The 22,001-nt window shown below is 69.3% G+C and carries 19 protein-coding genes; 12 read left to right on the forward strand and 7 right to left on the reverse strand.

What is annotated here, in order from left to right; all coding sequences use genetic code 11:
* Positions 1–131: 131 nt before the first annotated feature.
* The 7 genes from AC07SQ_RS23690 to AC07SQ_RS23720 all read left to right on the forward strand — a co-directional run bounded on the left by AC07SQ_RS23690 (position 132) and on the right by AC07SQ_RS23720 (position 8,250).
* On the forward strand, positions 132–1,586 hold the full coding sequence (locus tag AC07SQ_RS23690; protein ID WP_495271574.1) for an FAD-dependent oxidoreductase: 1,455 nt from the start codon (positions 132–134) through the stop codon (positions 1,584–1,586).
* A 90-nt stretch (positions 1,587–1,676) separates the two neighbouring features.
* Positions 1,677–2,519, forward strand: coding sequence for an IclR family transcriptional regulator (locus tag AC07SQ_RS23695; protein ID WP_495271573.1), 843 nt, complete (start codon positions 1,677–1,679; stop codon positions 2,517–2,519).
* 53 nt (positions 2,520–2,572) lie between these two features.
* A complete protein-coding gene (locus AC07SQ_RS23700) occupies positions 2,573–3,868 on the forward strand; it encodes an aconitase X (RefSeq protein WP_495271572.1) in 1,296 nt (431 codons plus the stop codon).
* Positions 3,865–4,329, forward strand: a complete 465-nt coding sequence (locus tag AC07SQ_RS23705) for an aconitase X swivel domain-containing protein (protein WP_495271571.1) — start codon at positions 3,865–3,867, stop codon at positions 4,327–4,329. Before AC07SQ_RS23700 ends, AC07SQ_RS23705 begins: the two co-directional genes overlap by 4 nt.
* Positions 4,326–6,026 carry a dihydroxy-acid dehydratase gene (gene ilvD / locus AC07SQ_RS23710; protein ID WP_495271570.1) on the forward strand — a complete coding sequence of 567 codons (1,701 nt, stop codon included), beginning with the start codon at positions 4,326–4,328 and terminating at the stop codon, positions 6,024–6,026. The genes AC07SQ_RS23705 and ilvD overlap by 4 nt, the downstream gene beginning before the upstream one ends.
* Before the next feature lie 119 nt (positions 6,027–6,145).
* Positions 6,146–7,273: a porin gene (locus AC07SQ_RS23715; RefSeq protein ID WP_495271569.1), complete on the forward strand. Its 1,128-nt coding sequence runs from the start codon at positions 6,146–6,148 to the stop codon at positions 7,271–7,273.
* A gap of 14 nt (positions 7,274–7,287) precedes the next feature.
* On the forward strand, positions 7,288–8,250 hold the full coding sequence (locus tag AC07SQ_RS23720; RefSeq protein ID WP_495271568.1) for a Bug family tripartite tricarboxylate transporter substrate binding protein: 963 nt from the start codon (positions 7,288–7,290) through the stop codon (positions 8,248–8,250).
* On the opposite strand, the gene AC07SQ_RS23725 is transcribed toward AC07SQ_RS23720, so the two are convergent.
* Complete coding sequence (locus tag AC07SQ_RS23725) at positions 8,237–9,064, reverse strand: aldo/keto reductase (RefSeq protein ID WP_495271567.1); 828 nt, start codon at positions 9,062–9,064, stop codon at positions 8,237–8,239. The genes AC07SQ_RS23720 and AC07SQ_RS23725 overlap by 14 nt on opposite strands.
* A gap of 170 nt (positions 9,065–9,234) precedes the next feature.
* Positions 9,235–10,362 (reverse strand): ABC transporter substrate-binding protein, encoded by a 1,128-nt coding sequence (locus AC07SQ_RS23730; RefSeq protein WP_495271566.1) that lies wholly within the window; start codon positions 10,360–10,362, stop codon positions 9,235–9,237.
* A gap of 111 nt (positions 10,363–10,473) precedes the next feature.
* Between AC07SQ_RS23730 and imuA the strand changes: the two genes are divergently transcribed.
* From imuA to AC07SQ_RS23750, 4 genes are all read left to right on the forward strand, one after another.
* A complete protein-coding gene (gene imuA / locus AC07SQ_RS23735; RefSeq protein WP_095744948.1) occupies positions 10,474–11,271 on the forward strand; it encodes a translesion DNA synthesis-associated protein ImuA in 798 nt (265 codons plus the stop codon).
* Positions 11,240–12,583, forward strand: a complete 1,344-nt coding sequence (locus AC07SQ_RS23740) for a Y-family DNA polymerase (RefSeq protein WP_495271565.1) — start codon at positions 11,240–11,242, stop codon at positions 12,581–12,583. Before imuA ends, AC07SQ_RS23740 begins: the two co-directional genes overlap by 32 nt.
* Positions 12,576–15,926, forward strand: coding sequence for an error-prone DNA polymerase (locus AC07SQ_RS23745; RefSeq protein WP_495271564.1), 3,351 nt, complete (start codon positions 12,576–12,578; stop codon positions 15,924–15,926). Before AC07SQ_RS23740 ends, AC07SQ_RS23745 begins: the two co-directional genes overlap by 8 nt.
* A gap of 70 nt (positions 15,927–15,996) precedes the next feature.
* Positions 15,997–16,923: a hypothetical protein gene (locus AC07SQ_RS23750; RefSeq protein WP_495271563.1), complete on the forward strand. Its 927-nt coding sequence runs from the start codon at positions 15,997–15,999 to the stop codon at positions 16,921–16,923.
* Between the two features lie 19 nt (positions 16,924–16,942).
* Here AC07SQ_RS23750 and AC07SQ_RS23755 read toward each other — a convergent pair whose 3' ends face one another.
* The 4 genes from AC07SQ_RS23755 to AC07SQ_RS23770 all read right to left on the reverse strand — a co-directional run bounded on the left by AC07SQ_RS23755 (position 16,943) and on the right by AC07SQ_RS23770 (position 20,053).
* Positions 16,943–17,959, reverse strand: coding sequence for a phosphotransferase (locus tag AC07SQ_RS23755; RefSeq protein WP_495271562.1), 1,017 nt, complete (start codon positions 17,957–17,959; stop codon positions 16,943–16,945).
* The gene (locus AC07SQ_RS23760; RefSeq protein WP_495271561.1) at positions 17,953–18,468 is read right to left on the reverse strand and encodes a 2'-5' RNA ligase family protein; all 516 of its coding nucleotides are present in this window, start codon (positions 18,466–18,468) and stop codon (positions 17,953–17,955) included. The genes AC07SQ_RS23755 and AC07SQ_RS23760 overlap by 7 nt, the downstream gene beginning before the upstream one ends.
* Before the next feature lie 10 nt (positions 18,469–18,478).
* Positions 18,479–18,706 (reverse strand): hypothetical protein, encoded by a 228-nt coding sequence (locus AC07SQ_RS23765; RefSeq protein WP_495271560.1) that lies wholly within the window; start codon positions 18,704–18,706, stop codon positions 18,479–18,481.
* A gap of 78 nt (positions 18,707–18,784) precedes the next feature.
* Complete coding sequence (locus AC07SQ_RS23770; RefSeq protein ID WP_495271559.1) at positions 18,785–20,053, reverse strand: SGNH/GDSL hydrolase family protein; 1,269 nt, start codon at positions 20,051–20,053, stop codon at positions 18,785–18,787.
* A 110-nt stretch (positions 20,054–20,163) separates the two neighbouring features.
* On the opposite strand from AC07SQ_RS23770, the gene AC07SQ_RS23775 reads away from it, so the two are divergent.
* Positions 20,164–21,072, forward strand: a complete 909-nt coding sequence (locus AC07SQ_RS23775) for a LysR family transcriptional regulator (protein ID WP_495271558.1) — start codon at positions 20,164–20,166, stop codon at positions 21,070–21,072.
* On the opposite strand, the gene ku is transcribed toward AC07SQ_RS23775, so the two are convergent.
* Positions 21,073–21,987 (reverse strand): non-homologous end joining protein Ku, encoded by a 915-nt coding sequence (gene ku, locus AC07SQ_RS23780; protein ID WP_095947520.1) that lies wholly within the window; start codon positions 21,985–21,987, stop codon positions 21,073–21,075.
* Positions 21,988–22,001: the final 14 nt, after the last annotated feature.

The raw sequence follows: 22,001 nt of genomic DNA on the forward strand, positions 1-22,001 counted from the left end.
TTAGAAAGTCATAAAAATCCAGATTGACTAGGGAATACCCCGAACAATGGCCTTTTCACGGCCTTTGCGTTTGACAAAATGAACATTGAAATCAAAATACGACGAAACAGCCCATCCAAGACACCCATCTCATGAAAACTGTCGTCCGCACCGACGAGCGCATCCTGTCCTCCGACATCTTCGACCGCGACAGCCGCGTCAAGCGCCCTGACCACGGCAGCTGGGCCGAGCCCGGCAAGAACATTCCGGTCTATCACCGCTGCGGCGTGCTGGTGGTCGGCGGCGGCCCGTCGGGCACCGCCGCAGCCGCTGCCGCCGCCCGTGCGGGCGCCGACGTGGCGCTGCTCGAGCGCTACAACCACCTGGGCGGCCTGTCGACCGGCGGCCTCGTGATCTGGATCGACCGCATGACCGACTGGGAAGGCAAGCTGGTGATCCGCGGCTTCGCCGAAGAGCTGTTCGACCGCCTGCCCGCCGACGCCATCGCTGGCCCGCAGCGCGCGGACTGGGGCTCGCAGGACGTGGCCAAGGCCGCGCACTGGTCGCAGCGCACCGCCGCGTACCACGGCATCGTCACCTGGTCGCCCACCATCGACCCCGAGCGCCTGAAGCTGCTCTCGCAGGAAATCGTGCTGGAGCGCAAGGTCAAGCTCATCTACCACTCGTGGGCCGCGATCCCGATCGTGCAGGACGGCGTCGTCAAGGGCGTGGTCTTCGAGAGCAAGGAAGGCCGCATGGCCATCATGGCCGACGTGGTGGTCGATGCCACCGGCGACGGCGACCTGTTCGCCCGCGCCGGCGCCGCCTACGTGAACGACATCGAAGAGGCCGACGTGCACCACTGCATGAACACCTCGTGGCTCTTCGGCGGCGTGGACATGAACCGCTGGATCGACTTCAAGGCCGGCCAGCCCGAGGCCTTCGCCGGCTTCATGGCGCGCGGACGCGAGCAGCTCGGCCTCTTCGAGCGGCCCTTCGTCTCGTGGCGCAACGACGTGGCGCTCTTCATGGGGCCGCGCCAGTCGGGCTACTCGGCGCTCGACGTGGACGACCTCACGGCCGTCGAAGTGCGTTCGCACCGCGCCATGGCCGCGCACCTCGACTACTTCAAGGCGCACGCGCCCGGCTTCGAGGATGCCTACCTGATGCTGAGCGCGCCGCAGATCGGCGTGCGCCATGCGCGGCGCCTCACCGGCGTGGGCGCGGTGCTGCGCAGCCAGTGGCCCGACGGCGTGGCGCTGGCGGACGAGATCGGCGTGACGCCCGCGGTGTCGCCGAAATTCCCGAACATCTCCATCCCCTACGGCGCGCTGGTGCCGCAGCAGCTCGACGGCCTCGTGGCGTGCGGGCGCCACATCTCGTGCGACCGCAACTCGCACGGCTTCATGCGCGAGATTCCGCAGTGCTGGATCACCGGGCAGGCCGCGGGCGTGGCGGCGGCGCTGGCGTCGCAGGGCGGCATCGCGCCGCGCTTCGTCGACACCGGCGCACTGCAGTCCGCGTTGCTGGCACAGGGCGTGTACCTGCGGGCCGGGGCTGAAGGCGGGCAGGGCGTGGCCTCCGTCGCAGCCGAAGCCAACGCCTGAGCCGGCCCCCTTTTTGCCATGAACCCGGACGACCTCCTTTCGCGAGCCTCTACATTGCAGAGTCTTGCAAAGGGTTCAAAGGGTCCTTCCATGTCCACCGAAAAAAACGACAGCTCTCTTTCCGCGGCCGATGCGTCCGATTCGCGCGGCGAACGTTCCGACACCGTGAGCGCGCTGGAGCGCGGCATCTCGGTGCTGCGCTGCTTCAGCGAAGACCGCCCGGTGCTCGGCCACGCCGACGTCGCGCGCATCACCGGCATTCCGCGCCCCACGGTCAACCGGCTGGTCGCGACGCTGCTTTCGCTGGGCATGCTCAAGCCCGCGCAGGCGCCCGACCGCTTCATGCTCGGGCCGGGCGTGGTCTCGCTCTCGCGCGTGTTCCTCGGCAGCCTCGATGTGCGCGCCGCCGCGCGGCCCAGCATGCAGGCGATGGCGGAGGAGGTGGGCGCCTCCGTCTACCTCGCGGTGCGCGACGGCATGGAGATGGTGCTGATCGAAGCCTGCCGCCCGCGCTCGTCGATGCTCTCGGCGCGGCTCGACGTAGGTTCGCGCGCGCCGCTGCCGAACTCGGCGCTCGGCCGCGCGTACCTCTCGGCGCTGCCCGATGCGCAGCGCAACCAGCTGGTCGATTCGATGCGTCTCCTGCGCGGCCCCGAGTGGGACGGCATCGCCGCGCCCATGACGCGCGCCATCGGCGAAGCCAAGCGGCTGGGCTACTGCCTCTCGCTGGGCGAATTCCACCGCGAGATCAACTCGGTGTCGGTGCCGCTCATCGGCCCCGACGGCGAGGTGATGGCGCTCAACGGCGGCGGCGCCGCCTTCGTGTTCACCGAAGACAGATTGCGCAACGAACTCGCACCACGCCTGCACGACATCGCGCTCACCATCGCGCGCGACATCGGCGGGCATGTGCCCACGCCCTTGCCGGGCTAGCAACCCGGCCGGGGTTCGATCCCCCACGACATAGAAGAACGGAGACACAGGTCATGCACCTGAGCAACGAAGAAAAAGCCATGTACGACGGCCGCGACGGACCGGCCGTGCAGAAGGCGATGGACCTGCTGATGCGCTATGGCGAAGCCCTCGGCGCCGAGCGACTGGTCGAGACGCGCAACGTCTGCGCCACCATCACCTCGACCACGCCCTTCCAGCGCGACTTCGCGCTCGCCAAGGGCGGCGGCATGGACGCGGTGTTCTCCGAATTCAGCCTCGACAGCCAGGAGACGGTCGAGATCCCGAAGTTCAAGGTCTTCACGAGCCACCTGCAGCTGGGCTTCGACCCCGGCCAGCCCGAGCGCATGGGCGTGAGCGAGGAGATCGTCCAGTTCTACAACAAGAGCGAACGCCATGCGGCCGGCCTCGGCGCGCAGATCATGAACACCTGCACGCCCTACCAGGTGGGCAACATCCCGACGCGCGGCGAGCACTGTGCGTGGATGGAATCGTCGGCGGTGGTGTATTGCAACTCGGTGCTTGGCGCGCGCACCAACACCGAGGGCCGCGAGAGCACGGGCGCGGCGATGCTCACCGGGCGCATTCCGTACTGGGGCTACCACCTCGAAGAGAACCGCCGCGCGACCCATGTGATCGAGCTCGACATCGAGGTCGAGTCGGTGCAGGACTGGGGCCTGCTCGGCTACTACATCGGCGAGCAGGTGCAGGAGCGCGTGCCGGTGGTGCACAGCCGGCGCGGCATCGGCCGCGTGCCGAATTTGCCGCGGCTCAAGCACTTCGGCGCGGCCGCCTCGTCCTCGGGCGGCGTGGAGATGTACCACATCGCCGGCGTCACGCCCGAGGCGCTGACGCTGGAGCAGGCGCTCGGCGGCAAGGCGCCCATCGAGGTGCTGCGCTACGGCGAGGCCGAGCGCCGCGCGACCTACGAAAAGATCAACGTCACCGGCAAGGACAGCGAAGTCCAGTACGTGATGCTCGGCTGCCCGCACTACACCATCGAGCAGATCTGGGAGGCCGCGCAGCTCATCGAAGGGCGCCGTGTGCACCCCGACTGCGAGCTGTGGATCTTCACGCCGCGCGCCATCAAGTCGCTGGCCGACCGCAACGGCTACACGAAGATCATCGAAGACGCGGGCGGCATCCTCATGACCGACAGCTGCTCGGCCATGAGCCGCGCCGTGCCCAAGGGCACGAAGACCGTGGCACTCGATTCCGCCAAGCAGGCGCACTACCTGCCCGCCATCCTCGGCGTGCAGGCGTGGTTCGGCAGCACGGCCGAATGCGTCGATGCGGCCTGCACCGGCCGCTGGAACGGAGGCTACGCATGAGCGCCGCCGTCATGACTGAAGAAAACACCATCGTGATCCGCGGCCGCAAGGTGGTCGGCGGCGTGGCCGAAGGCGAGGCGCTGGTCACGCGCGACCGCATCTCGGGCTGGGGCGGCATCGACCCGCGCACCGGCACCGTCATCGAGACGCGGCACGAACTGCGCGGCCAGAGCTTCGCCGGCAAGGTGCTGGTGTTCCCGGGCGCCAAGGGCTCGTCGGGATGGTCCGCGATGTTCCACATGACGCGGCTCATGAACTCCGCGCCCGCGGCGTTCCTTTTCAACGAGATGACGACCAAGATGGCGCTCGGCGCCGTGGTGACGCACTCGCCCTCGATGACCGACTTCGAGCGCGACCCGCTCGCATGCATCGAGACCGGCGACTGGGTGCGCGTGGACGCCGACCGCGGCGTGATCGAGATCACCAGGAAGAACAACGACAAAACCGGAGACCGTTCATGACCCGTCCCCTGCGCAGCAACTTCCCGCGCGGCTCCTACCTCTGGTCGGTGCGCAACGCGCACTGGCGCGCGCTCGGCATCCCCGAGGAGGATTGCGAGAAGCCCAAGATCGCCATCGTCAACAGCTCCTCGGAACTGGCCGCCTGCTTCAGCCACCTCGACAAGGTGGCGGCGGAAATCAAGACAGCGATCCGCGCGGCGGGCGGCGTGCCGTTCGAGATTCGTACGGCCGCGCCCAGCGACTTCATCACCGGCGCGGGCGCACGCGGCGCCTACATGCTCGGCGCGCGCGACCTCGTGACCAACGACATCGAAGTGGCGGTCGAAGGCGCGCAGCTCGACGGCATGGTCTGCCTCACCTCGTGCGACAAGACCGTGCCGGGGCAGCTCATGGCGGCCGCGCGGCTCAACATCCCGACATTGCTCGTGCCCTGCGGCTACCAGCCGAGCGGCGAGTACCGCGGCAAGCACATGGACATCGAGGAGGTGTTCATCGGCGCGATGCACGCGGTCACCGGCCACCTGCCCGTGGAAGAACTCGTGGGCATGAGCCGCGAGGCGATCCGCGGGCCGGGCGTGTGCTCAGGCCTGGGCACGGCGAACTCGATGCACATCGTGTGCGAAGCGCTCGGCATGGCCTTGCCCGGCAGCGCGCCGGTCGCCGCGCTGAGCCCGAAGATGATGGACGACGTGCGCGCGGCCGGCACGCGCATCGTGCAGATGGTGCTGGACGACCTGAAGCCGCGCGACATCCTCTCGGCCGGCGCCTTCGCCAACGCGGTGCGGGCGGTGCTCTCCGTCGGCGGCTCGCTCAACACAGCCAAGCACCTGCAGGCGATATCGACCGAAGGCGAGTGCGGCGTCGACGTGTACGGCCTCTTCGAAAGCCTCGGCCCCACGACGCCAGTGCTGGCCGGTGTGCGGCCCATCGGCGAGCATTCGATCGAGGCCTTCGAGGCGGCGGGCGGCTGCCGTGCGCTGATGAAGCAGCTCGCGCCCTTGCTCGATACGGGCGCGCTCACGGTGACCGGCGGCACCGTCGCCGACAACCTGCGCCACGCCGAAGTAATGGACGCCGAGGTGATCCGCCCCATCGACCGTCCGGTCGCGCCGCTGCCGGCCATCGTGCTCCTGCGCGGCAACCTCGCGCCCGAGTCGGGCCTCATCAAGACCGGCATCGCCGAGCGCAAGGTGCGGCGCTTCACCGGGCCGGCCGTGTGCTTCTGGACTTCGGACGCTGCCATCGCCGCGATCAAGAACCACGAGATCGTTCCCGGCCAGGTGGTCGTGATGCGCGGCGCCGGCGCGTGCGGCGGGCCGGCCATGGGTGGCGGCGCATCGCGCGTGGTCTTCGCGGTCGATGGCGCGGGGCTGGGCGACCAGGTCGCGCTGCTGACCGACGGGCATCTCTCGGGCCTGGTCTGCAAGGGGCTCGTGGTGGCCGAGGTGTCGCCCGAGGCGGCACTGGGTGGTCCGCTCGGGTTGGTGCGCGATGGCGACGTGATCACCATCGACCTCGACGCGCGCCGCCTCGACATCGCATTGACCGACGCCGAACTCGCCGCGCGCCGCGCCGACTGGCAGGCGCCGCCGCCGGCCTTCGACACCGGCTGGCTGCAGCAGTACCGGCGCAACGTGAGCCCGCTGTCCAAGGGGGCCGTGCTCGTGCGCACCGAGCGCCCGCAGCCCGCCAGCTAGACCTTTTTCACCCCGGCCTTCGCCAACCGGTGCGCACCCCCGTGCGCACCCGGTGGCGCAGCCATGCGCGCGATTCCAGAGTTTTTCAACCAAAGAGAAGAAGCAGGAGACAAAAAACCATGAAGAGAATCTTGATGTGGTCGGCCATCGGCCTTGCCAGCAGCGGCGCGGCGCACGCGCAATCCAGCGTCACCGTGTTCGGCGTGATGGACCTCGGCGTCCAGTACACGAAAGGCGAGGGCGGCGGCTCGATCAAGGCGCTGTCGAACGGCGGTCTCTCGACCAGCCGGATCGGCTTTCGCGGCACCGAAGACCTGGGCGGAGGCTTGCGCGCAGGGTTCTGGCTCGAAGGCAGCCTGAACCCCGACCTGGGCACCGGCCGGCCGAGCAACACCAACAACCAGACGAGCGGCGCGGGCCCGGCGGGACCGATCACCTTCGACCGCATGTCCTTCGTGAGCCTGTCGCACGATTCGCTGGGCGAAGTGCGGCTGGGCCACGACTTCATTCCCACGCACTACAACAGCATCTACTTCGACCCCTTCAACGCCAACGGCGTGGCGCGCGCGGGCAACCTCACCTTCGCGGGCGCGGGCACCGGGCCGCTGCCCACGGCCATCACCGGCAGCAACACGGTGAGCTACTGGCTGCCGGCCAAGCTGGGCGGCTTCTACGGCATGGCGATGGTCGGCACCGGCGAGAACAACTCCACGGCGCCGAACCGCGACGACGGCAACTTCGGCGGCGCGCGCTTCGGTTTCGCCTCGGGCGCGTTCGACATCGCGGCGGCCGTGACGCGCTCGCACTTCAACGCCACCTCCACCATCGGCAACTACACGCACGCCAACATCGGCGGCTCGTGGGACGCGGGCTTCGCGAAGTTCTTCGCGCTCTACAACAAGGTGACGGTGAAGCTCGCGGCCGGCACGGTGCGCAAGAACACGGTCGAGATCGGCGCGCACATCCCGGCCTTCGAGGTCGGGCGCATCCGCGTGAGCTACGCCTACCTGGACGACCGCAGCGACGAAAGCCTGCGCAACGCCAACGGCATGCCGCGCAACCGCGACGACGCGCGCCAGTTCGGCATCGGCTACGTGCACAACCTCTCCCGGCGCACCGCGCTGTACGGCACCTACGCGCGGCTGATGAACAGCGGGCAGGCGCGCTACGTGGTGAGCGGCGGCAGCGCGCCGGCGGGCGGAATGCGCTCGTCGGGCTGGGAGTTCGGTGTGCGGCACCTCTTCTGAACAAGGAGGCTTTCATGCGACGCAGAACCTTGACTCTCGCGGCCCTCGCCGCCACGGCACTGCCCGGCGCTGCGGCCTGGAGCGCCGACGCCTATCCGAACAAGCCCGTGCGGCTGATCGTCGGCTTCGCGCCCGGCGGCGGCGCCGATTCGCTCACGCGGATCATTGCGGAAGGGCTGTCGCGACAGCTCGGCCAGCAGGTGATCGTGGAGAACCGCCCCGGTGCCGACGGCGTGCTTGCGGCGCAAGCCACTTCATCTGCGAAGCCCGACGGCTACACGCTGCTGATGGGCACCAACACCGCGATGGTCGCCGCGCCCACGCTGCGGCCGACCTCGCCCTACGACCCGTTCAAGGCCTTCACGCCGATCAGCTCGGCGGGGCAGTTCTCGATGTTCCTCGTGGTGCCTTCGAGCCTGCCGGTGAAGAGCGTGAACGAGCTGCTGGCGCTCGTGGCGTCGAAGCCCGGGGCGCTCAACTCGGCATCGAGCAACAGCGCCTCGGAGCTCGCGATGCTGCAGCTGCTGGGCGAGCGCAAGGTGGTCAACGCGCGCTACAAGGGCGACATGCAGGCCATGACCGACCTGCTGGGCGGGCAGATCCAGATGATGTTCACCACCGGCACGCTGGCGCCGGGGTTCGTGAAGGAGGGACGCATCCGCGCGCTGGTCACGCTGTTGCCGCAGCGCAGCGGCCTGCTGCCCGATGTGCCCACGGGCGGCGAGCTGGGGCTGGGCAAGCTCACGATCACGCCCTGGGCCGGCTTCTTCGGGCCGCCGGGGCTGCCGAAGGAGATCACCGACAGGCTCTCGCTGGAACTGCAGAACACGCTCAAGCGGCCCGACGTGCATGCGCAACTGGTGCAGCAGGGCTTCGAGGGCTACGGCATGAGCCCCGCGAAGTTCGCTGAGTTCTTCCGCACGCAGTACGACGCCTTCGGCGCGACGGTGCGGGAGCACAACGTCAAGTTCGAATAGAAGAGGCCTCGCGGCGCCAGAAGGCGGCATCGGGGAAGGTGCCGGCGCCGGCCGCGGCGTTGTCCGTCATGTGCTCCGCGCGGCTCGTGCCCGGGATCGTGCAGGTCACGGCCGGATGGCTCAGCACGAACTTCAGCAGCACCTGCGCCCAGCTTGTGCAGCCGATCTCGCCGGCCCAGGCGGGCAGCGGCTTGTCGCGCAGGCGCCGCAGCAAGCCACCGCCGCCGAAGGGCATGTTGACGATCACCGCCACGCCGCGCTCGGCCGCGAGCGGCAGCAGGCGCTGTTCGGCATCGCGCGCATCGAGCGAGTAGTTGATCTGCACAAAGTCGAGCGTCTCGGCGCGCAGCACCGCTTCGACCTCGTCGTAGGCCGAGGCGGTGTAGTGGGTGATGCCGATGTAGCGCACGCGGCCTTTCTCTTTCCAGCCGCGCAGCGTGGCGAGGTGGGTGCGCCAGTCGACGAGGTTGTGCACCTGCATCAGGTCGATCTGCTGCGTGCGAAGCCGAGTGAACGACTGTTCCATCTGCGCGATGCCGGCTTCGCGGCCCGAGGTCCAGACCTTGGTCGCGAGGAAGGGCTTCGCGCCCGGCTTCGCGGCGGCCAGCAGTTCGCCGGTGGTTTCCTCGGAGCGGCCGTACATCGGCGAGCTGTCGATCACCGTGCCGCCGGCCGCGAAAAGCGCGTCGAGCACGCCGGGCAGGCGCTGGTACTCGTCGGTGCCGGGACGCTGGTCGAAGCCGATCCAGGTGCCGCAGCCGACGACCGGCAGGGCTTCCTTCGTGGAGGGAATGGGGCGGGTGGTCATCTGCATCGCGGGCCTGCGGGGTGGCTGCTGGGCGAAGGAGGGGAGCGCGGCACCTGCGCACAGGGCTGCGCCCAGTCGGAGCAACCGGGCGCGCGTGAGGGCTGGAAGGAGGGGCGCGTTCGTGGTGGGCGTCACGAACGAAATTCTGCGCCCGCCATGCCGGCGGGCGGAAGGGCTCAGCGCAGGTAGCGCCCGTCGGCCTTGAGCATCGACAGCTCGGAGAAGGTCAGCCCGCGGTGCTCGCCGGGCCGGTACGACACCGCGATGCCGCCGAGGTCCAGCGTCTTGAACGACTCCAGGCCCTTCTGCAGCGACTCGGGCGTGGGGTTGGCGCCCGCGCGCTTCAGGCCTTCGACCATGACCTTGGCCGTGACGTAGCCCTCCAGGCTGGCGTAGCTGAACTCGGTCATGCCGATCTTCTTCATCGCCGCCTGGTACTCGGCAATCACCGGCATCGCGCTGTTCCACGGGTAGGGCACGACCTGCGAGATGACCACGCCGGCCGCGTCCTTCTTGATGTCCTGGAACAGCTTTTGCCCATTCAGGAACGAGAACGAATAGAACGCCGTCTCGCCGCCGGTCGCGCGGTAGGCCGCGATGAATTTCGCCGCCACGTCGTTGGTGGCCGACAGCACCACGGCCTTGGGCTTGAGCTTGGCCAGCTCGGCGGCGCGCTCGGCCGCGTCGGAGCCGTCGTTCTTGATGGCCACGCTGCCGACCATCTTGTCGCCGCGTTCGGCAATGAACTTCTGCGTGCTCTCCATCGCCGAGCGCGCGCCGGGGTTGTCGTTGTGCGCGAAGGCGATGCGCGACAGGCCGATGGTGAACAGGTGGTTCACGATGCGGCTGTATTCCTCGTCGAAGCTGATGCGCACCGGAAAACCGAACTCGCTGAACTTCACCACCGGGCCCGCGCCCGTGTAGGGGCCGACGACGGGAATCTTCAGCTCGTTGGCCGCCTTCAGCGCGCCGACCGCCGACGAGGTGCCGATGGGCATCAGCACGCCGATGGCGCCGTCGCGCGCGAAGGTCTTGACGTTCTCGGCGCCCTTGGCGGGGTCGTAGGCGTCGTCGAGCTGGCGCAGCTCGACCGGGCGGCCGTTGACGCCGCCGCTCGCGTTCAGCGCCGTGAACATGGCACGGATGCCCACCAGCGGCTCGGTCGACAGCGACGCGAGCGGGCCGGTCTGCACGTAGGTCTGGCCGATCAGGAGCGGCTTGGCGGGCTGCGCCGAGGCGGGCGCCGCCGCGAAGACGAGGGCGGCGAGGGCCAGAAACCGCAGGTGAATCTTTTTGTGTCTCATGGTCACTAATTGTTAATAAACCGATCTTAAGGCGCGGGCCTTCGCAGGTAAATCGATCGCTGGTTGCGACCTGGGAAATACTGTATAAAAATACAGTTAACAACTGCAATCATGGGCCTCCCTTTCCTCGACTCCTTTTCCACCGCCGCGGGCCGCGGCGTCTGGCATGCCGACGAACTCGGCCTGGCCGACGCGCAGGTCGTGGCCACCGGGCATGCCGCGCTCGACGCCGAGCTGCCCGGCGGCGGCTGGCCTGTGGGCGCGATGACGGAGCTGCTGCAGGCCACGCCCGAAGCCCATGTCTGGCGCCTGCTGCTGCCCGCGCTGGCGCAGGCCGTGGAAGCGCGCGGCGGGCCGGTGGTGCTGGTCGGCGCGCCTTACGAGCCCTGCGGCACCGCGCTGGCGGCGCAGGGGTTGCCGGTGGAGGCGCTGATGTGCGTGCGCAGCGACGCCCCGGCCGCGCGGCTGTGGGCTTGCGAGCAGGCGCTGCGCTGCGCCGAGATCGCTGCCGTCGTCGCCTGGCTGCCGCAGGCCCGCGTGGGCGAGCTGCGGCGGCTGCAACTGGCGGCCGCACAGCACGAGGTGCTGCTGTTCGTGTGCCGGCCCGAGTCGGTGGCGCTGTCGGCCTCGCCCGCGCGCCTGCGCCTGCGCGCCGAGCGCTGCCCGGACGACCCGGCGCAGATCGCGCTGCACCTGCTCAAGCGCCGGGGGCCGCCGCTGGCCGCGCCGGTGCGGGTGCCGGCGCGCAACGCCCGCATGAGCGCGCTGCTGGCCGCTGCCCGCGTGCGGCGCCAACTGCGCCTGCAGCCGCCCGTGGCGCCGGCCGCCGCGCCGTCGGCCACGGTGGTGCGCATCGACGCATGGAAAGGAGGCCCGGATGCACTGGATCGCCTTGCAGTGGTCGTCTGAGTCCGAAGAAGCCGACGCCCCCGACATGCCCCCGCCCGAGGCCCTGGGCTGGTGGGCGCTGCAGTTCACGCCGCATGTCGCCTGGCAGGACGAGGCGCTGATGCTCGAGGTCTCGGCCTGCGAACGCCTGTGGGGCGGTCGCGCGCCGCTGATGCGCCAGCTGCTGGCCCTGAACCCCGCGCCCGACGCGCGCATGCGCGGCGCGCAGGGCGCCACCAGCCTGATCGCGCTGGCGCGGCTGCGCCTGTTCGCGCGCAACGAGCACCGGCCCGCCGAGGTGCCGGCCGGCCTGCCGCTGGACACGCTGACGGCCGCGCAGGGCCACCTCGACCTGCTCGCGCGCCTGGGCTGCCGCACCTGGGGCGAGGTGGCGGCGCTGCCGCGCGGCGGGCTGGCGCGGCGCTTCGGTGCCGGGCTGCGCGAGGCGCTCGACATCGCCTGGGGCCTGCGCCCCGAAAGCCACGCCTGGCTCACGCTGCCCGACGTGTTCGAGCAGAAGCTCGAACTGCCCGCGCTGGCCGAAACCGGGCCCGAACTCATGTGGTCGGCCAACCGCCTGCTGTCGGCGCTGCAGATCTGGCTGCGCGCGCGCCAGCGCGGCGCGCGTGCGCTCGAGCTGCAATGGACGCTCGACCTGCGGCGCCTCAACGGCGTGACCCTGCCGCCGCACCAGCAGCTCACCGTGCGCACGGCCGAGCCCACGCAGGACATGGCGCACCTGCGCCGCCTGCTGTCCGAAAAACTCGCGCTCACCACGCTGGCCGCGCCCGCGAGCTGGCTGAAGCTGCGCACGCTCGAAACCGATCCGCTGGCCGGCGCCAGCACCAGCTTCCTGCCGGAAGACAACCGCAAGGGCGACAAGCTGCACGAGATGGTCGAACGGCTCAGCGTGCGGCTCGGCGCCGACCAGGTGGTGGTGCCGCTCGCGCAGGCCGACCACCGGCCCGAGCGCCAGCAGCGGTGGCGGCCCGCGCTGCAGAAAGAGAAAACCCCGGCACCCGACAAGGCCCGCAAGGACGCCGCCTCGCAGCCCGATGCGATCTACCCGCCCTGGCTGCTGCCCGAGCCCTTGCGGCTCGAGATGGACGGCGAGCGCCCGTGCTACTGCGGGCCGCTGCGCAAGCTGGTCGGGCCGCAGCGCGTCGAGGCCGGCTGGTGGGGCGGCGAAGAAGACGGCGGCCAGCCCGCGATGCGCGACTACTACGTGGCCGAAAGCCCCGAGGCCGGCCTGGTGTGGATCTTTCGCGAGCGGCCCGCCACGCGCTTTTCGTCGGGCGAGGTGCGCTGGTATCTGCAAGGCTTCTATGCCTGACCTGAGCGGCAAGGAAGAGCGCAAGCGCCAGCCTGCCAAGGTGCATGTGCTGCCGCAGCGGCTGCGCCCGGCGCCGGGCCTGCCCGGCTATGCCGAGCTGCACTGCCTCACGAACTTCAGCTTCCAGCGCGGCGCGTCGACGCCCGAAGAGGTGGTCGAGCGCGCCTACCACCTCGGCTACGCGGCGCTGGCCATCACCGACGAATGCTCGGTGGCCGGCATCGTGCGCGCGCATGTCGCGTTGCGCGACCTGCCCGCCAAGCTGGACACCTACGAGCGCGAGCACCCGGACGAACCACCGATCCCGCGCCACCCCGAATTCCGCCTGTTGTTCGGCAGCGAGTTCCGCTTCGAGCGCTTCAAGCTTGTGGTGATCGCGAACGACACCGAGGGCTGGGGCAACCTCTGCGAGTTCATCACCGCTGCGCGCAACACCGAATTGCCCAAGGGCGAGTACCGCGTGAGCTGGGAGGGCAGCGACGTGGCTTCGCTGCAGGACTGCCAGGTGCTCTTCGTGCCGCACCGTCCGCCGGGTGGTATGTCGGATGCAGCCTCCTTGCAGGAAGACCTGGCAGCGGCCAGGGCGCTGTACGGCGACAACCTCTGGCTGGCCGTGGAGCTGTTCAACGAACTCGACGACGACCTCTGGCTCGTCACGCTGATGCAGGCGGGCGAGCAGGCCGGCGTGCCGCTGGTCGCGGCCGGCGATGTGCACATGCACGCGCGCGGCCGCAAGCCGCTGCACGACGTGCTCACGGCCGTGCGCGAAGGCCGCACGGTGGCCGAGTGCGGCTTTGCACTGCAGTCGAACGCCGAGCGGCACCTGCGTCAGCGGGTGCGGCTGGCCGAGCTGTACCTGCCCGCGATGCTGGCGAACACGCTGGAGGTGGCGCAGCGGTGCCGTTTCGATCCCGAGGTGATCCGCGAGACCTACAAGTACCCGCTGGAAACTCTGGGCAGCAACGAGACGGCGACGCAGACGCTGGCGCGCAAGACGTGGGAAGGGGCGCAAAGGCGCTACCCGAACGGGATTCCTGATGGCGTGCGAGCCCAGGTGCAGAAAGAGCTGGACCTGATCAGGGAGCTTGAATACGAGATGTTCTTCCTGACCGTAGAGAACATCGTCCGCTTTGCGCGCTCACAGAAAATTCTTTGCCAGGGTCGCGGGTCATCGGCCAATTCCGCTGTCTGCTATTGCCTCGAAATCACCGCCATCGACCCCGAAAAAGGCCACCTGCTGTTCGAGCGCTTCCTGAGCCGCCATCGCAAGGAACCGCCCGACATCGACGTTGACTTCGAGCACCAGCGGCGCGAAGAAGTCATCCAGTACATCTACGCAAAGTACGGCCGCGAGCGCGCCGCCATCGCCGCCGTCGTCATCTGCTACCGCTCGCGCAGCGCCTTGCGCGACGTCGGCAAGGCCATCGGCATCGACGAGCGGCTGGTCGACGAATTCGCCAAGGACCACTACTGGTTCGACGACACCGTGCTCGGCGAGCAGCTCGACAAGGCCGCCGCGCGCGTCGGGGTGAAGGAAGACCGGCTCAAGCTGGTGCAATGGATCGAGATGACGCAGCGGCTCAAGGGCTTTCCGCGCCACCTGAGCCAGCACGTCGGCGGCTTCGTGCTCACGCACACCAAGCTCACGCGGCTGGTGCCGGTCGAGAAGGCGTCGATGAAAGACCGCTCGGTCATCCAGTGGGAAAAAGACGACCTCGAGGCCATGGGCATGCTCAAGGTCGACGTGCTCGCGCTGGGCATGCTCAGCGCCATCCGGCGCGGGCTCGACCACATGAACCGCTGGCGGGGCTCGATGATGGAGATGCACCACATCCCCAACGACGACCAGAACGTGTTCGACATGATCTGCGACGCCGACACCATCGGCGTGTTCCAGATCGAGAGCCGCGCGCAGATGTCGATGCTGCCGCGCCTGAAGCCGCGCACCTATGAAGACCTGGTGATCGAGGTCGCAATCGTGCGGCCGGGGCCCATTCAGGGTGGCATGGTGCATCCGTACCTCAAGCAGCGCGAGCGGGTGCGCAAGGGCTTGCCGATCCTCTACGAAAAAGAGGAACTGAAGCCGGCGCTGGAACGCACGCTGGGCATTCCGATCTTCCAGGAGCAGGTGATGCAGATCGCCATGATCGCGGCGAAGTTCAGCGCAGACGAAGCCGATCAGTTGCGTCGTGCCATGGCCGCGTGGAAGCGCAAGGGCGGCCTCGACAAGTTTCACGCGAAGCTCGTGGATGGGATGGTGGACAACAAGTACCCGAAGGAGTTCGCCGAAGCCATCTTCAAGCAGATCCTCGGCTTCGGCGATTACGGCTTTCCCGAAAGCCACGCCGCGAGCTTCGCGCTGCTGGTCACCATCAGCAGCTGGCTCAAGAACTACGAGCCCGCCTGCTTCCTCGCCGCGTTGCTCGACTCGCAGCCGATGGGCTTCTACAGCCCCTCGCAACTGGTGCAGGACGCGCGACGCCATGGCGTTGAGGTGCGGCCGGTCGATGTCACGTGCAGCGAGATCGACACCACGCTCGAGGCCCGCACGCCCGACGCGCCGCGCATGCCGCCTGGCACCGATACGCGCTACGCCGAGCGCCTGGGCAACGAGAACCAGCCGGCGGTGCGGCTGGGCCTGAACCGGGTCCTGGGCCTCAGCGAAGCCGGCGCCAGGCGTTTGCTCGCAGCGCGCGCACAAGCGCCTTTCACCAGCACCGAAGACCTGGCCCTGCGCGCCGAACTCGAAGGCAAGGACATGGCCGCGCTCGCCGCGGCCGATGCATTGATGTCGCTCTCGGGCCATCGGCGCCAGCAGGTGTGGGATGCCACGGCGCAGCATCGCTCGTCGGCCCTGCTCAAGGGCGTGCCGATCCACGAACAGGCGCTGCTGCTGCCGGCCGCGCCCGAGGGCGAAGAGATCGTCGGCGACTACGCGGCGCTGGGCCTCACGCTGCGCCGCCATCCGCTCGCGCTGCTGCGCCCGCGCCTGGCGCGCATGAATCTCATGAGCGCGGTGGAGCTGCGCGCCGCACGCAGCGGCCAGACCGTGCGTGCCTGCGGCATCGTCAAGGGCCGGCAGCGGCCCGGCACCGCCAACGGCACCATCTTCGTCACGCTGGAGGACGAGACCGGCAACGTCAACGTGATCGTGTGGAGCCACGTCATCGAGGCCTGGCGCGAGCCGCTGCTCAAGTCGCACCTGCTCGCGGTGCAGGGCACCTGGCAGCGCGACGACGACAGCGGCGGCAAGGTGCAGCACCTGATCGCCACCGGCTTCAAGGACCTCACGCCGCTGCTGGGCCGGCTGGCGCAGAGCAACACCAGCCGCGACTTCCACTGAGGCATTGCGAATGCAACCGATCGTTCCATGCCTCGCGCCGACCCTCACTTTTCGCTAACCTGTTCTTCCCATGTCCGCACTCGCCGCAACCGCCGGATTTGCCCTTGCCGATGAGGTCGTCGCCACGCCGATCGGCCCGCCGCCGCCCGCGCCCGATGTGCCCATGCCGCCACCGCCGCCGCCCGTGCTGCCGCCCGAAGGCGATCCGCCGCCGGTCGTGCCCCCGGTGACTGACCCCGGTTTTCCGCCGCCGGTGAGCGACCCACCGCCCCTGCAGACGGCCGTGCCCTTCGGCAAGCCGCACGCACGGCGCCTGCGCGAGATCTACCGCTCGGCCGGCTGGCCCTGCTGCGACACCATCGAGGTCGAGCTGCTCGCGGGCGGTTTTCTCGAACGCGTGCGCAGCGCGCTGGGCCACGAGACGCTGCGCGTGACCGACGCGGGCATTGCGCGCATTGCCACCACGCTCACGGTCAACCGCGCGGCGCTGTCGCCGCACGAGGCGCTGGTGGAGCGCGTGGCGCGCGAGATGACGCGCGGCGGCCGCATCGCCTGGCGCGGCCTGGGCCTGCGCGCCCGCCTGCCGCCGCTGGAAGAGGGCGGCAAGCCGCGCTGGTGCATGGCGCGGCCCGACGTTTTCTCGATCCGCAACACCAGCGTCGAGGCCTATGCGCATCCCATCGTGCACGAGGTGAAGGTCAGCCGCGCCGACCTGCTGGGCGACCTGCGCAAGCCCGACAAGCGCGCGGCGTATCTCGACCTGGGCGGCGAGTGCTGGTACGTGCTGGGCAACGACGCCAAGGGCCGCTGCATCGCGTCGCCCGACGAGATCCCGGCCGAATGCGGCGTGATGGTGCTCGAGGGCGAGCGCCTCGTGGTGGCGCGCGCCGCGGTGCACCGCGCCTTCGAGCGCATTCCTTTTTCGGTGTGGCTGGCGCTGGCCAAGGCGCAGCCCGTGGCGGGCTTCGAGGACGACGCGCAGGACCTGCTGATCTGAGCGGCGCCCTTCAGGTGCTTCAGGTGATGGCGTCGTAGTCGCGGTGCGCGACGGCGACCACGTTGCCCGGCTCGAACTGGCTCGCCATCTGGCGCAGGCCTTCCTCGCGGTCTTCGCGGCTGGCCTGCGGGTCGAACATCTGGTCGCAGAACTCGAGCAGGTCGCGCACGATGCGTTCGTGGCGGTAGTAGGCGAGGGCGAGCGTGTCGACCGCCTCGTTCGTGCCGTAGCCCTGGAAGAACAGCGCTTCTTCGCGCGGCTGGTTCCACACGCCGCCGACCCCGCCGCCGATGAACATCAGGTCGCGCTCCTTCGGCGCGAGGATCAGCGTGTCCCAGTCGACGATGTACAGGCGATCGTCGTCGCCCAGCAGCACGTTGCCCGCATGCAGGTCGGCATGGCAAAGCACCTGCGGCAGTGACTTCTCGAGCAGGATCGAGGCGAGCTGTTCGCTGCGGTAGACGATCGAATCGATCTCTTCGTCGTGCGCGTCCCAGAAGGCCAGAAAGCGCTTGACCAGATCGTCGCCCGCCACGCCGTTGATGAAGCGGCGCTGGTAGCCACGCACGCCTTCGCGCCAGTGGTGCGAATAGCTTTCGCGCGGCAGGCCCGCGCGCAGAGATTCGGGCAGCTCGGTGCGATGGATGGCGTTCAGCGCGGTGCCGAGCGCGGTCCATTGCCGGTCGGTCGGTGCGCGCGTGAAGCCGTCGACGCCATCGAAGAAGGGGTAGAGCGCCCAGTCGAAGCCATGGTCCTGCACGCTGAGCCGCCGCGTGCGCGTGAGCAGAGGCGCCATCACGGCGTCGATGTCATAGGTGTGGTGCAGCACGGCCGGCACATCGACCACGGCGGGCGTGAAGCCGCCTCGGCGCAGCTTCAGGAAGTACGCGCGGCCGTCCGATGCCTCGATGCGGAACGCGGCCGAATCGACGTCTGCGCCCAGCGGCAGGAATTCGGTGCGGGAATCTTGAAGGCCCCAGTGGCTGGCGAGGCAGGCGGCGATGGCATCGTTCGACAAGGCGGGCGGCGTCAGCATGCGGGGTAGGCGTCCAGGAGTTCGTGGCGAAAGGGATGCGTGAAGTGCGAGCGGACCAGCCGGAACTCGCGCACCGTCCAGTGGATCGGTGGCAACTGCCCAGGGCACGCGGCGCGCTCGCTTTTCCGCGCAATTGTGACGTGAGGCGTCCAGCCGCGAGCGTAGGAAATGAAGCCGGCTTGCTGCAGCGCGCACGTCAGCGCGTCGTGGAATTCGCGCAGCCCGTCGTGTGCCGCGGGACGGACCACGGAGATGTCGTTGCGCCAGGTGCCGGAGCTGTCGAGCGTGAGTTCCAGTGGTGGCATCGGCACCCGGGCCAGCGTGTCGCGCAGGCGTTGCTCGGCTTCGCCCTGGTGATCGGGCAGGTAGTACAGCGTGAGGTGCAGCCCCTGCGCCGCAGACAGGGTGCAGCCACGCGGCCACCACCAGTCTTCGCGGTGCGCCAGGATTTCGGCGCGCACGTTCGTCGTGGGAAAGAGGCCGATGAGGAGCTGGCGGCGGACGGCCACGGCATCACCTTCAGGCCTCGGGCGGCCACCAGTGCGCGGCCGTGGTTTGCAGCACGCGTGCGGCTTGGGCGCGGATGTCCAGGTTGTCGCCCGGGCTCTTGTCGCGCGTGACCTTGAAGGGCCAGGTCGAGATCCGGCCCGTGGTGGCGGTGGTGCGCGGACGCGACTGCAACGGATGCTGTCGCGACGAGAAAAAAAGCACCTGCGCCGAGGGCGCAGGCGGGTTGGCGGTGGTCATGGCGTCGCCTCGAATGTTGTTCTTGGAGACGATCCATTCTAGAGAAAAGACTGTATTTATGTACAGTATATTTGCAGTCTATCGAAGATCGTTGCCGAGCAGGGCGTCGAGGTCGATGGCCGCCGCCATCGCCCGGTAGCCGGCGTCGCCGGGATGCAGGTGGTCGCCCGAGTCCATGGCGGCTTTCAGCCGGGTCGGCCGGGCCGGGTCGCGCAGCAGGGCGTCGACATCGACCACCGCATCGAAGGCGCCGCCTTCGCGGATCCAGCGGTTGACGGCCTGGCGCACCTTGTCTTTCTCGGGCGAGTGGTGGCCGGCCAGCGGCGTGCCTTCGAGTGCGCGTTCGTTGGGCGGAATGGTGGCGCCCACGATGCGCACGTTGTGGGCATGGGCCATCTCGATCAGCTGGCGAAAGCCCTGGATCACGGCCTCGGCGCGCACCGCGGGCTCCTGCGGTGCGAAGGGGCCGCCGGGCCAGCCGATGTCGTTGGTGCCCAGCAGCACGACCATCGCGCGCACGCCGGGCTGCGCGAACACGTCGCGGCCCGCGCGTTCGAGTGCCGCGCGGCCCATGCCGTCCTTCAGCAGCCGGCCGCCCGAGATGCCGGCGTTGAGCACGCCCACGCCGCGCGGCGCGAGCCGCTCGGCCAGCGCGTCGGGCCAGCGCGTGTGGGCGCCGGGCGTCGAGCCGTTGCCGTCGGTGATCGAGTCGCCCAGTGCGACGACGGTGACGGGCGCCTTCGGCGTCTCGACGATCAGGCCGCTCACGTAGACGCGGGTGCTCCACGAGGTGGCGGCGGCCGGCAGTCGTGCGGCGGCGCTCAGGTCGCCGTCGGCGATGTACAGCGTCTGCCGCGCATCGAAGTGAAAGCCCGCGGGCCGGCTGGGTTCCGGCAGGTACAGCGACACGGCCACTTCGCTCAGCGCGGGCAGCGGCAGGTCGACCGGGTCGCTTACGAGGCGCGCGCCGGGCGGCAGCGTCACGTCGCTGCGGCCGCCGAAGCGCAGCACGCGGTCGGTGCCTTCGACGACCGCCGAGCCGCTCGCATGGCGGGCCACGCGCGCCGCGCCGATGTGCAGCGGCGTGGTGCCGCCTTCGTTGCTGATCACCACGCGCAGCCGCGTGCCGCCGATGCTCAGGCGTGCCACCTGGCGCAGCGTTTGCCGCTCGAAGCGGGCGGGAATGCCGACGGGCAGCACGAAGCTCTCGTCCCACAGCGGCTGGGTGGCGGCCATCCAGCTGGGGCTCCAGTGGGTGGGCGCTGCAACGGAGGCGGTGGCGGCGCCCGCGAGGGAAAGGGCGAGCGCGCCCTGGCGCAGGAGGGTGGTGAGTCGCGAAGCGGTCATGTGAATGTCCTCAGGTGAAAGAAGTGTCGATGGACGAACTTTCTTCCATTCGAATCGCGAGGGGTAGAAGGCAGAATGGCATGCATTGCATTCCCAATTCGAATGACCCCATGGACACCCTTCGCGCACTCTCCGCCTTCGTGCACAGCGTCGAGCTCGGCAGCCTCTCGGGCGCGGCCCGCGCGCTCGACACCACGCAGCCCACCGTGAGCAAGCTGGTCGCCGGGCTGGAGCGTTCACTGGGCGTGCGGCTGCTGCGGCGCGCGGCCACCGGCCTGAGCCTCACGGAGGAGGGCCAGCGCTTTCACGAACGCGCGCGCCGCATGCTCGAGGACTACGGCGACGCCGTGGCCGATGCGCGCGCGCAGGTGCAGCAGCCGCGCGGCCTGCTGCGCCTGAGCGCGCCGGTCACGCTGGGGCAGCGGCATCTCAACGCGATGGCGGTCGAGTTCCTGCGGCTGTACCCCGACATCGAACTGGAGCTGGTGCTCGACGACCGCTTCGTCGATCCGCGCGAAGAACGCATCGACGTCTCGCTGCGCGTCGGCGGCGTGCTGCCGCCCGACCTCGTCGCGCGCCACCTCGGCAGTTGGCCGCGCGTGCTCGTCGCGTCACCGGACTACGTGGCTGCACGCGGCAAGCCGCGCACGCCGCACGATCTGCTGGCGCACGACTACCTGCGCTACGCGGCGGGCGACGACGGCGTGCTGCTCACGGGCCCCGACGGTGCGGTGACCGTGCCGGTGCGCAGCCGCTACCGCGTCAACAACGCCGTGGCGTTGCTCGACAGCGTGCTCGCCGGCGCGGGCGTGTCGCTGCAACCCACGTGGATGGTCGCGGACCTGCTTGCGCAGGGGCGGCTGGTGCGCGTGCTCGCGCGGCACACGGGGCCGGCGCAGGAGCTGCACCTGCTCTATGCGCCGCGCCGGCAGCTCCCACTGCGCGTGCAGGTGCTGGTCGACTTCCTGGCGCAGCGCGTGGCGGCGCTGCCGGGGGCTGCGAAAGCGCCGCGGCGCTAGTCAAGCCGCCTTGCGGGCCACGCTCTTCGCGCGTTTGGCCGCAGCAGGCTTGTGCGCGGTCTTGCGTGCAGAAGCCGTCGACTTCGCCGCACGCTTTTTCGCCGCAGGCGGCGTGCGCTTGCCGCTGCGCAGGCTGCGCGCGAGCAGCTCGGTCAGGTCGATCACCTCGGCGCCGCCCTCAGGTGCTTCTTCTTCCGGCTGCACCACCGTCTCCGTGTCGCCCGCCTTGACCTTCTTCTCGACGATCTTCATCACGGCGTGCTTGAACTCGTCCTTGAATTCGTCGGGGTTCCACGGGCCCGACATGTCGCCGACCAGCTGCTCGGCCATCTTCATCTCGGCGGCCGACAGCTTCGCCCCCTTGATGCCGGCGGCCGGCAGGTCGAGCCCGTCGGCGTCCTTGATCTCGTCGCCCCAGCGCAGCAGGTTGAGCACCAGCACCTTGCCGAAGGGAATCAGCAGTGCCAGGTGCTGCTTGGTCGCGATCACCACCTTGGCCAGGCCGACCTTGCCGGTCTTCACCAGCACCTCGCGCAGCAGTGCGTAGACCTTCTGGCCCTTGTTGATCGGCGCGAGGTAGTAGGGCCTCTCCAGGTACACGAAGGGAATTTCGCCCACGTCGAGAAAGCGCTGGATCTCGATGGTCTGCGTGGTGCGCGGGTAGACGGCCTCGATCTCCTTGGGCGAGATCACGACGTACTTGCCGTCTTCGTACTCGAAGCCCTTCACGATCTGCTCGCGCGCGATCTCCTTGCCCGTGCGCTTGTTGATGCGCTTGTAGCCCACGGGGTCCATGCTGCGCTTGTCGAGCCAGTCGAAGTCGATGCCCTGTTCGGTGCTGGCGGTGTGCAGGCCCACGGGGATGTGGACCAGCCCGAAGGTGATGGCGCCTTTCCAGAGGGTTCTCGTGGCCATGGTGTGCTTCCTTC

The sequence above is a fragment of the Variovorax sp. GW821-FHT06D12 genome, assembly GCF_059419205.1.

Excerpts from the sequence above, each read along its gene's own strand:
- AC07SQ_RS23755 (WP_495271562.1), bottom strand. The coding sequence starts at position 17,959 with ATGCTGACGCCGCCCGCCTTGTCGAACGATGCCATCGCCGCCTGCCTC.
- AC07SQ_RS23690 (WP_495271574.1), top strand. The coding sequence starts at position 132 with ATGAAAACTGTCGTCCGCACCGACGAGCGCATCCTGTCCTCCGACATC.
- AC07SQ_RS23715 (WP_495271569.1), top strand. The coding sequence starts at position 6,146 with ATGAAGAGAATCTTGATGTGGTCGGCCATCGGCCTTGCCAGCAGCGGC.
- ilvD (WP_495271570.1), top strand. The coding sequence starts at position 4,326 with ATGACCCGTCCCCTGCGCAGCAACTTCCCGCGCGGCTCCTACCTCTGG.
- AC07SQ_RS23765 (WP_495271560.1), bottom strand. The coding sequence starts at position 18,706 with ATGACCACCGCCAACCCGCCTGCGCCCTCGGCGCAGGTGCTTTTTTTC.
- AC07SQ_RS23770 (WP_495271559.1), bottom strand. The coding sequence starts at position 20,053 with ATGACCGCTTCGCGACTCACCACCCTCCTGCGCCAGGGCGCGCTCGCC.
- AC07SQ_RS23725 (WP_495271567.1), bottom strand. The coding sequence starts at position 9,064 with ATGCAGATGACCACCCGCCCCATTCCCTCCACGAAGGAAGCCCTGCCG.
- ku (WP_095947520.1), bottom strand. The coding sequence starts at position 21,987 with ATGGCCACGAGAACCCTCTGGAAAGGCGCCATCACCTTCGGGCTGGTC.
- AC07SQ_RS23720 (WP_495271568.1), top strand. The coding sequence starts at position 7,288 with ATGCGACGCAGAACCTTGACTCTCGCGGCCCTCGCCGCCACGGCACTG.
- AC07SQ_RS23700 (WP_495271572.1), top strand. The coding sequence starts at position 2,573 with ATGCACCTGAGCAACGAAGAAAAAGCCATGTACGACGGCCGCGACGGA.
- AC07SQ_RS23745 (WP_495271564.1), top strand. The coding sequence starts at position 12,576 with ATGCCTGACCTGAGCGGCAAGGAAGAGCGCAAGCGCCAGCCTGCCAAG.
- imuA (WP_095744948.1), top strand. The coding sequence starts at position 10,474 with ATGGGCCTCCCTTTCCTCGACTCCTTTTCCACCGCCGCGGGCCGCGGC.
- AC07SQ_RS23775 (WP_495271558.1), top strand. The coding sequence starts at position 20,164 with ATGGACACCCTTCGCGCACTCTCCGCCTTCGTGCACAGCGTCGAGCTC.
- AC07SQ_RS23740 (WP_495271565.1), top strand. The coding sequence starts at position 11,240 with ATGCACTGGATCGCCTTGCAGTGGTCGTCTGAGTCCGAAGAAGCCGAC.
- AC07SQ_RS23750 (WP_495271563.1), top strand. The coding sequence starts at position 15,997 with ATGTCCGCACTCGCCGCAACCGCCGGATTTGCCCTTGCCGATGAGGTC.
- AC07SQ_RS23705 (WP_495271571.1), top strand. The coding sequence starts at position 3,865 with ATGAGCGCCGCCGTCATGACTGAAGAAAACACCATCGTGATCCGCGGC.
- AC07SQ_RS23695 (WP_495271573.1), top strand. The coding sequence starts at position 1,677 with ATGTCCACCGAAAAAAACGACAGCTCTCTTTCCGCGGCCGATGCGTCC.
- AC07SQ_RS23730 (WP_495271566.1), bottom strand. The coding sequence starts at position 10,362 with ATGAGACACAAAAAGATTCACCTGCGGTTTCTGGCCCTCGCCGCCCTC.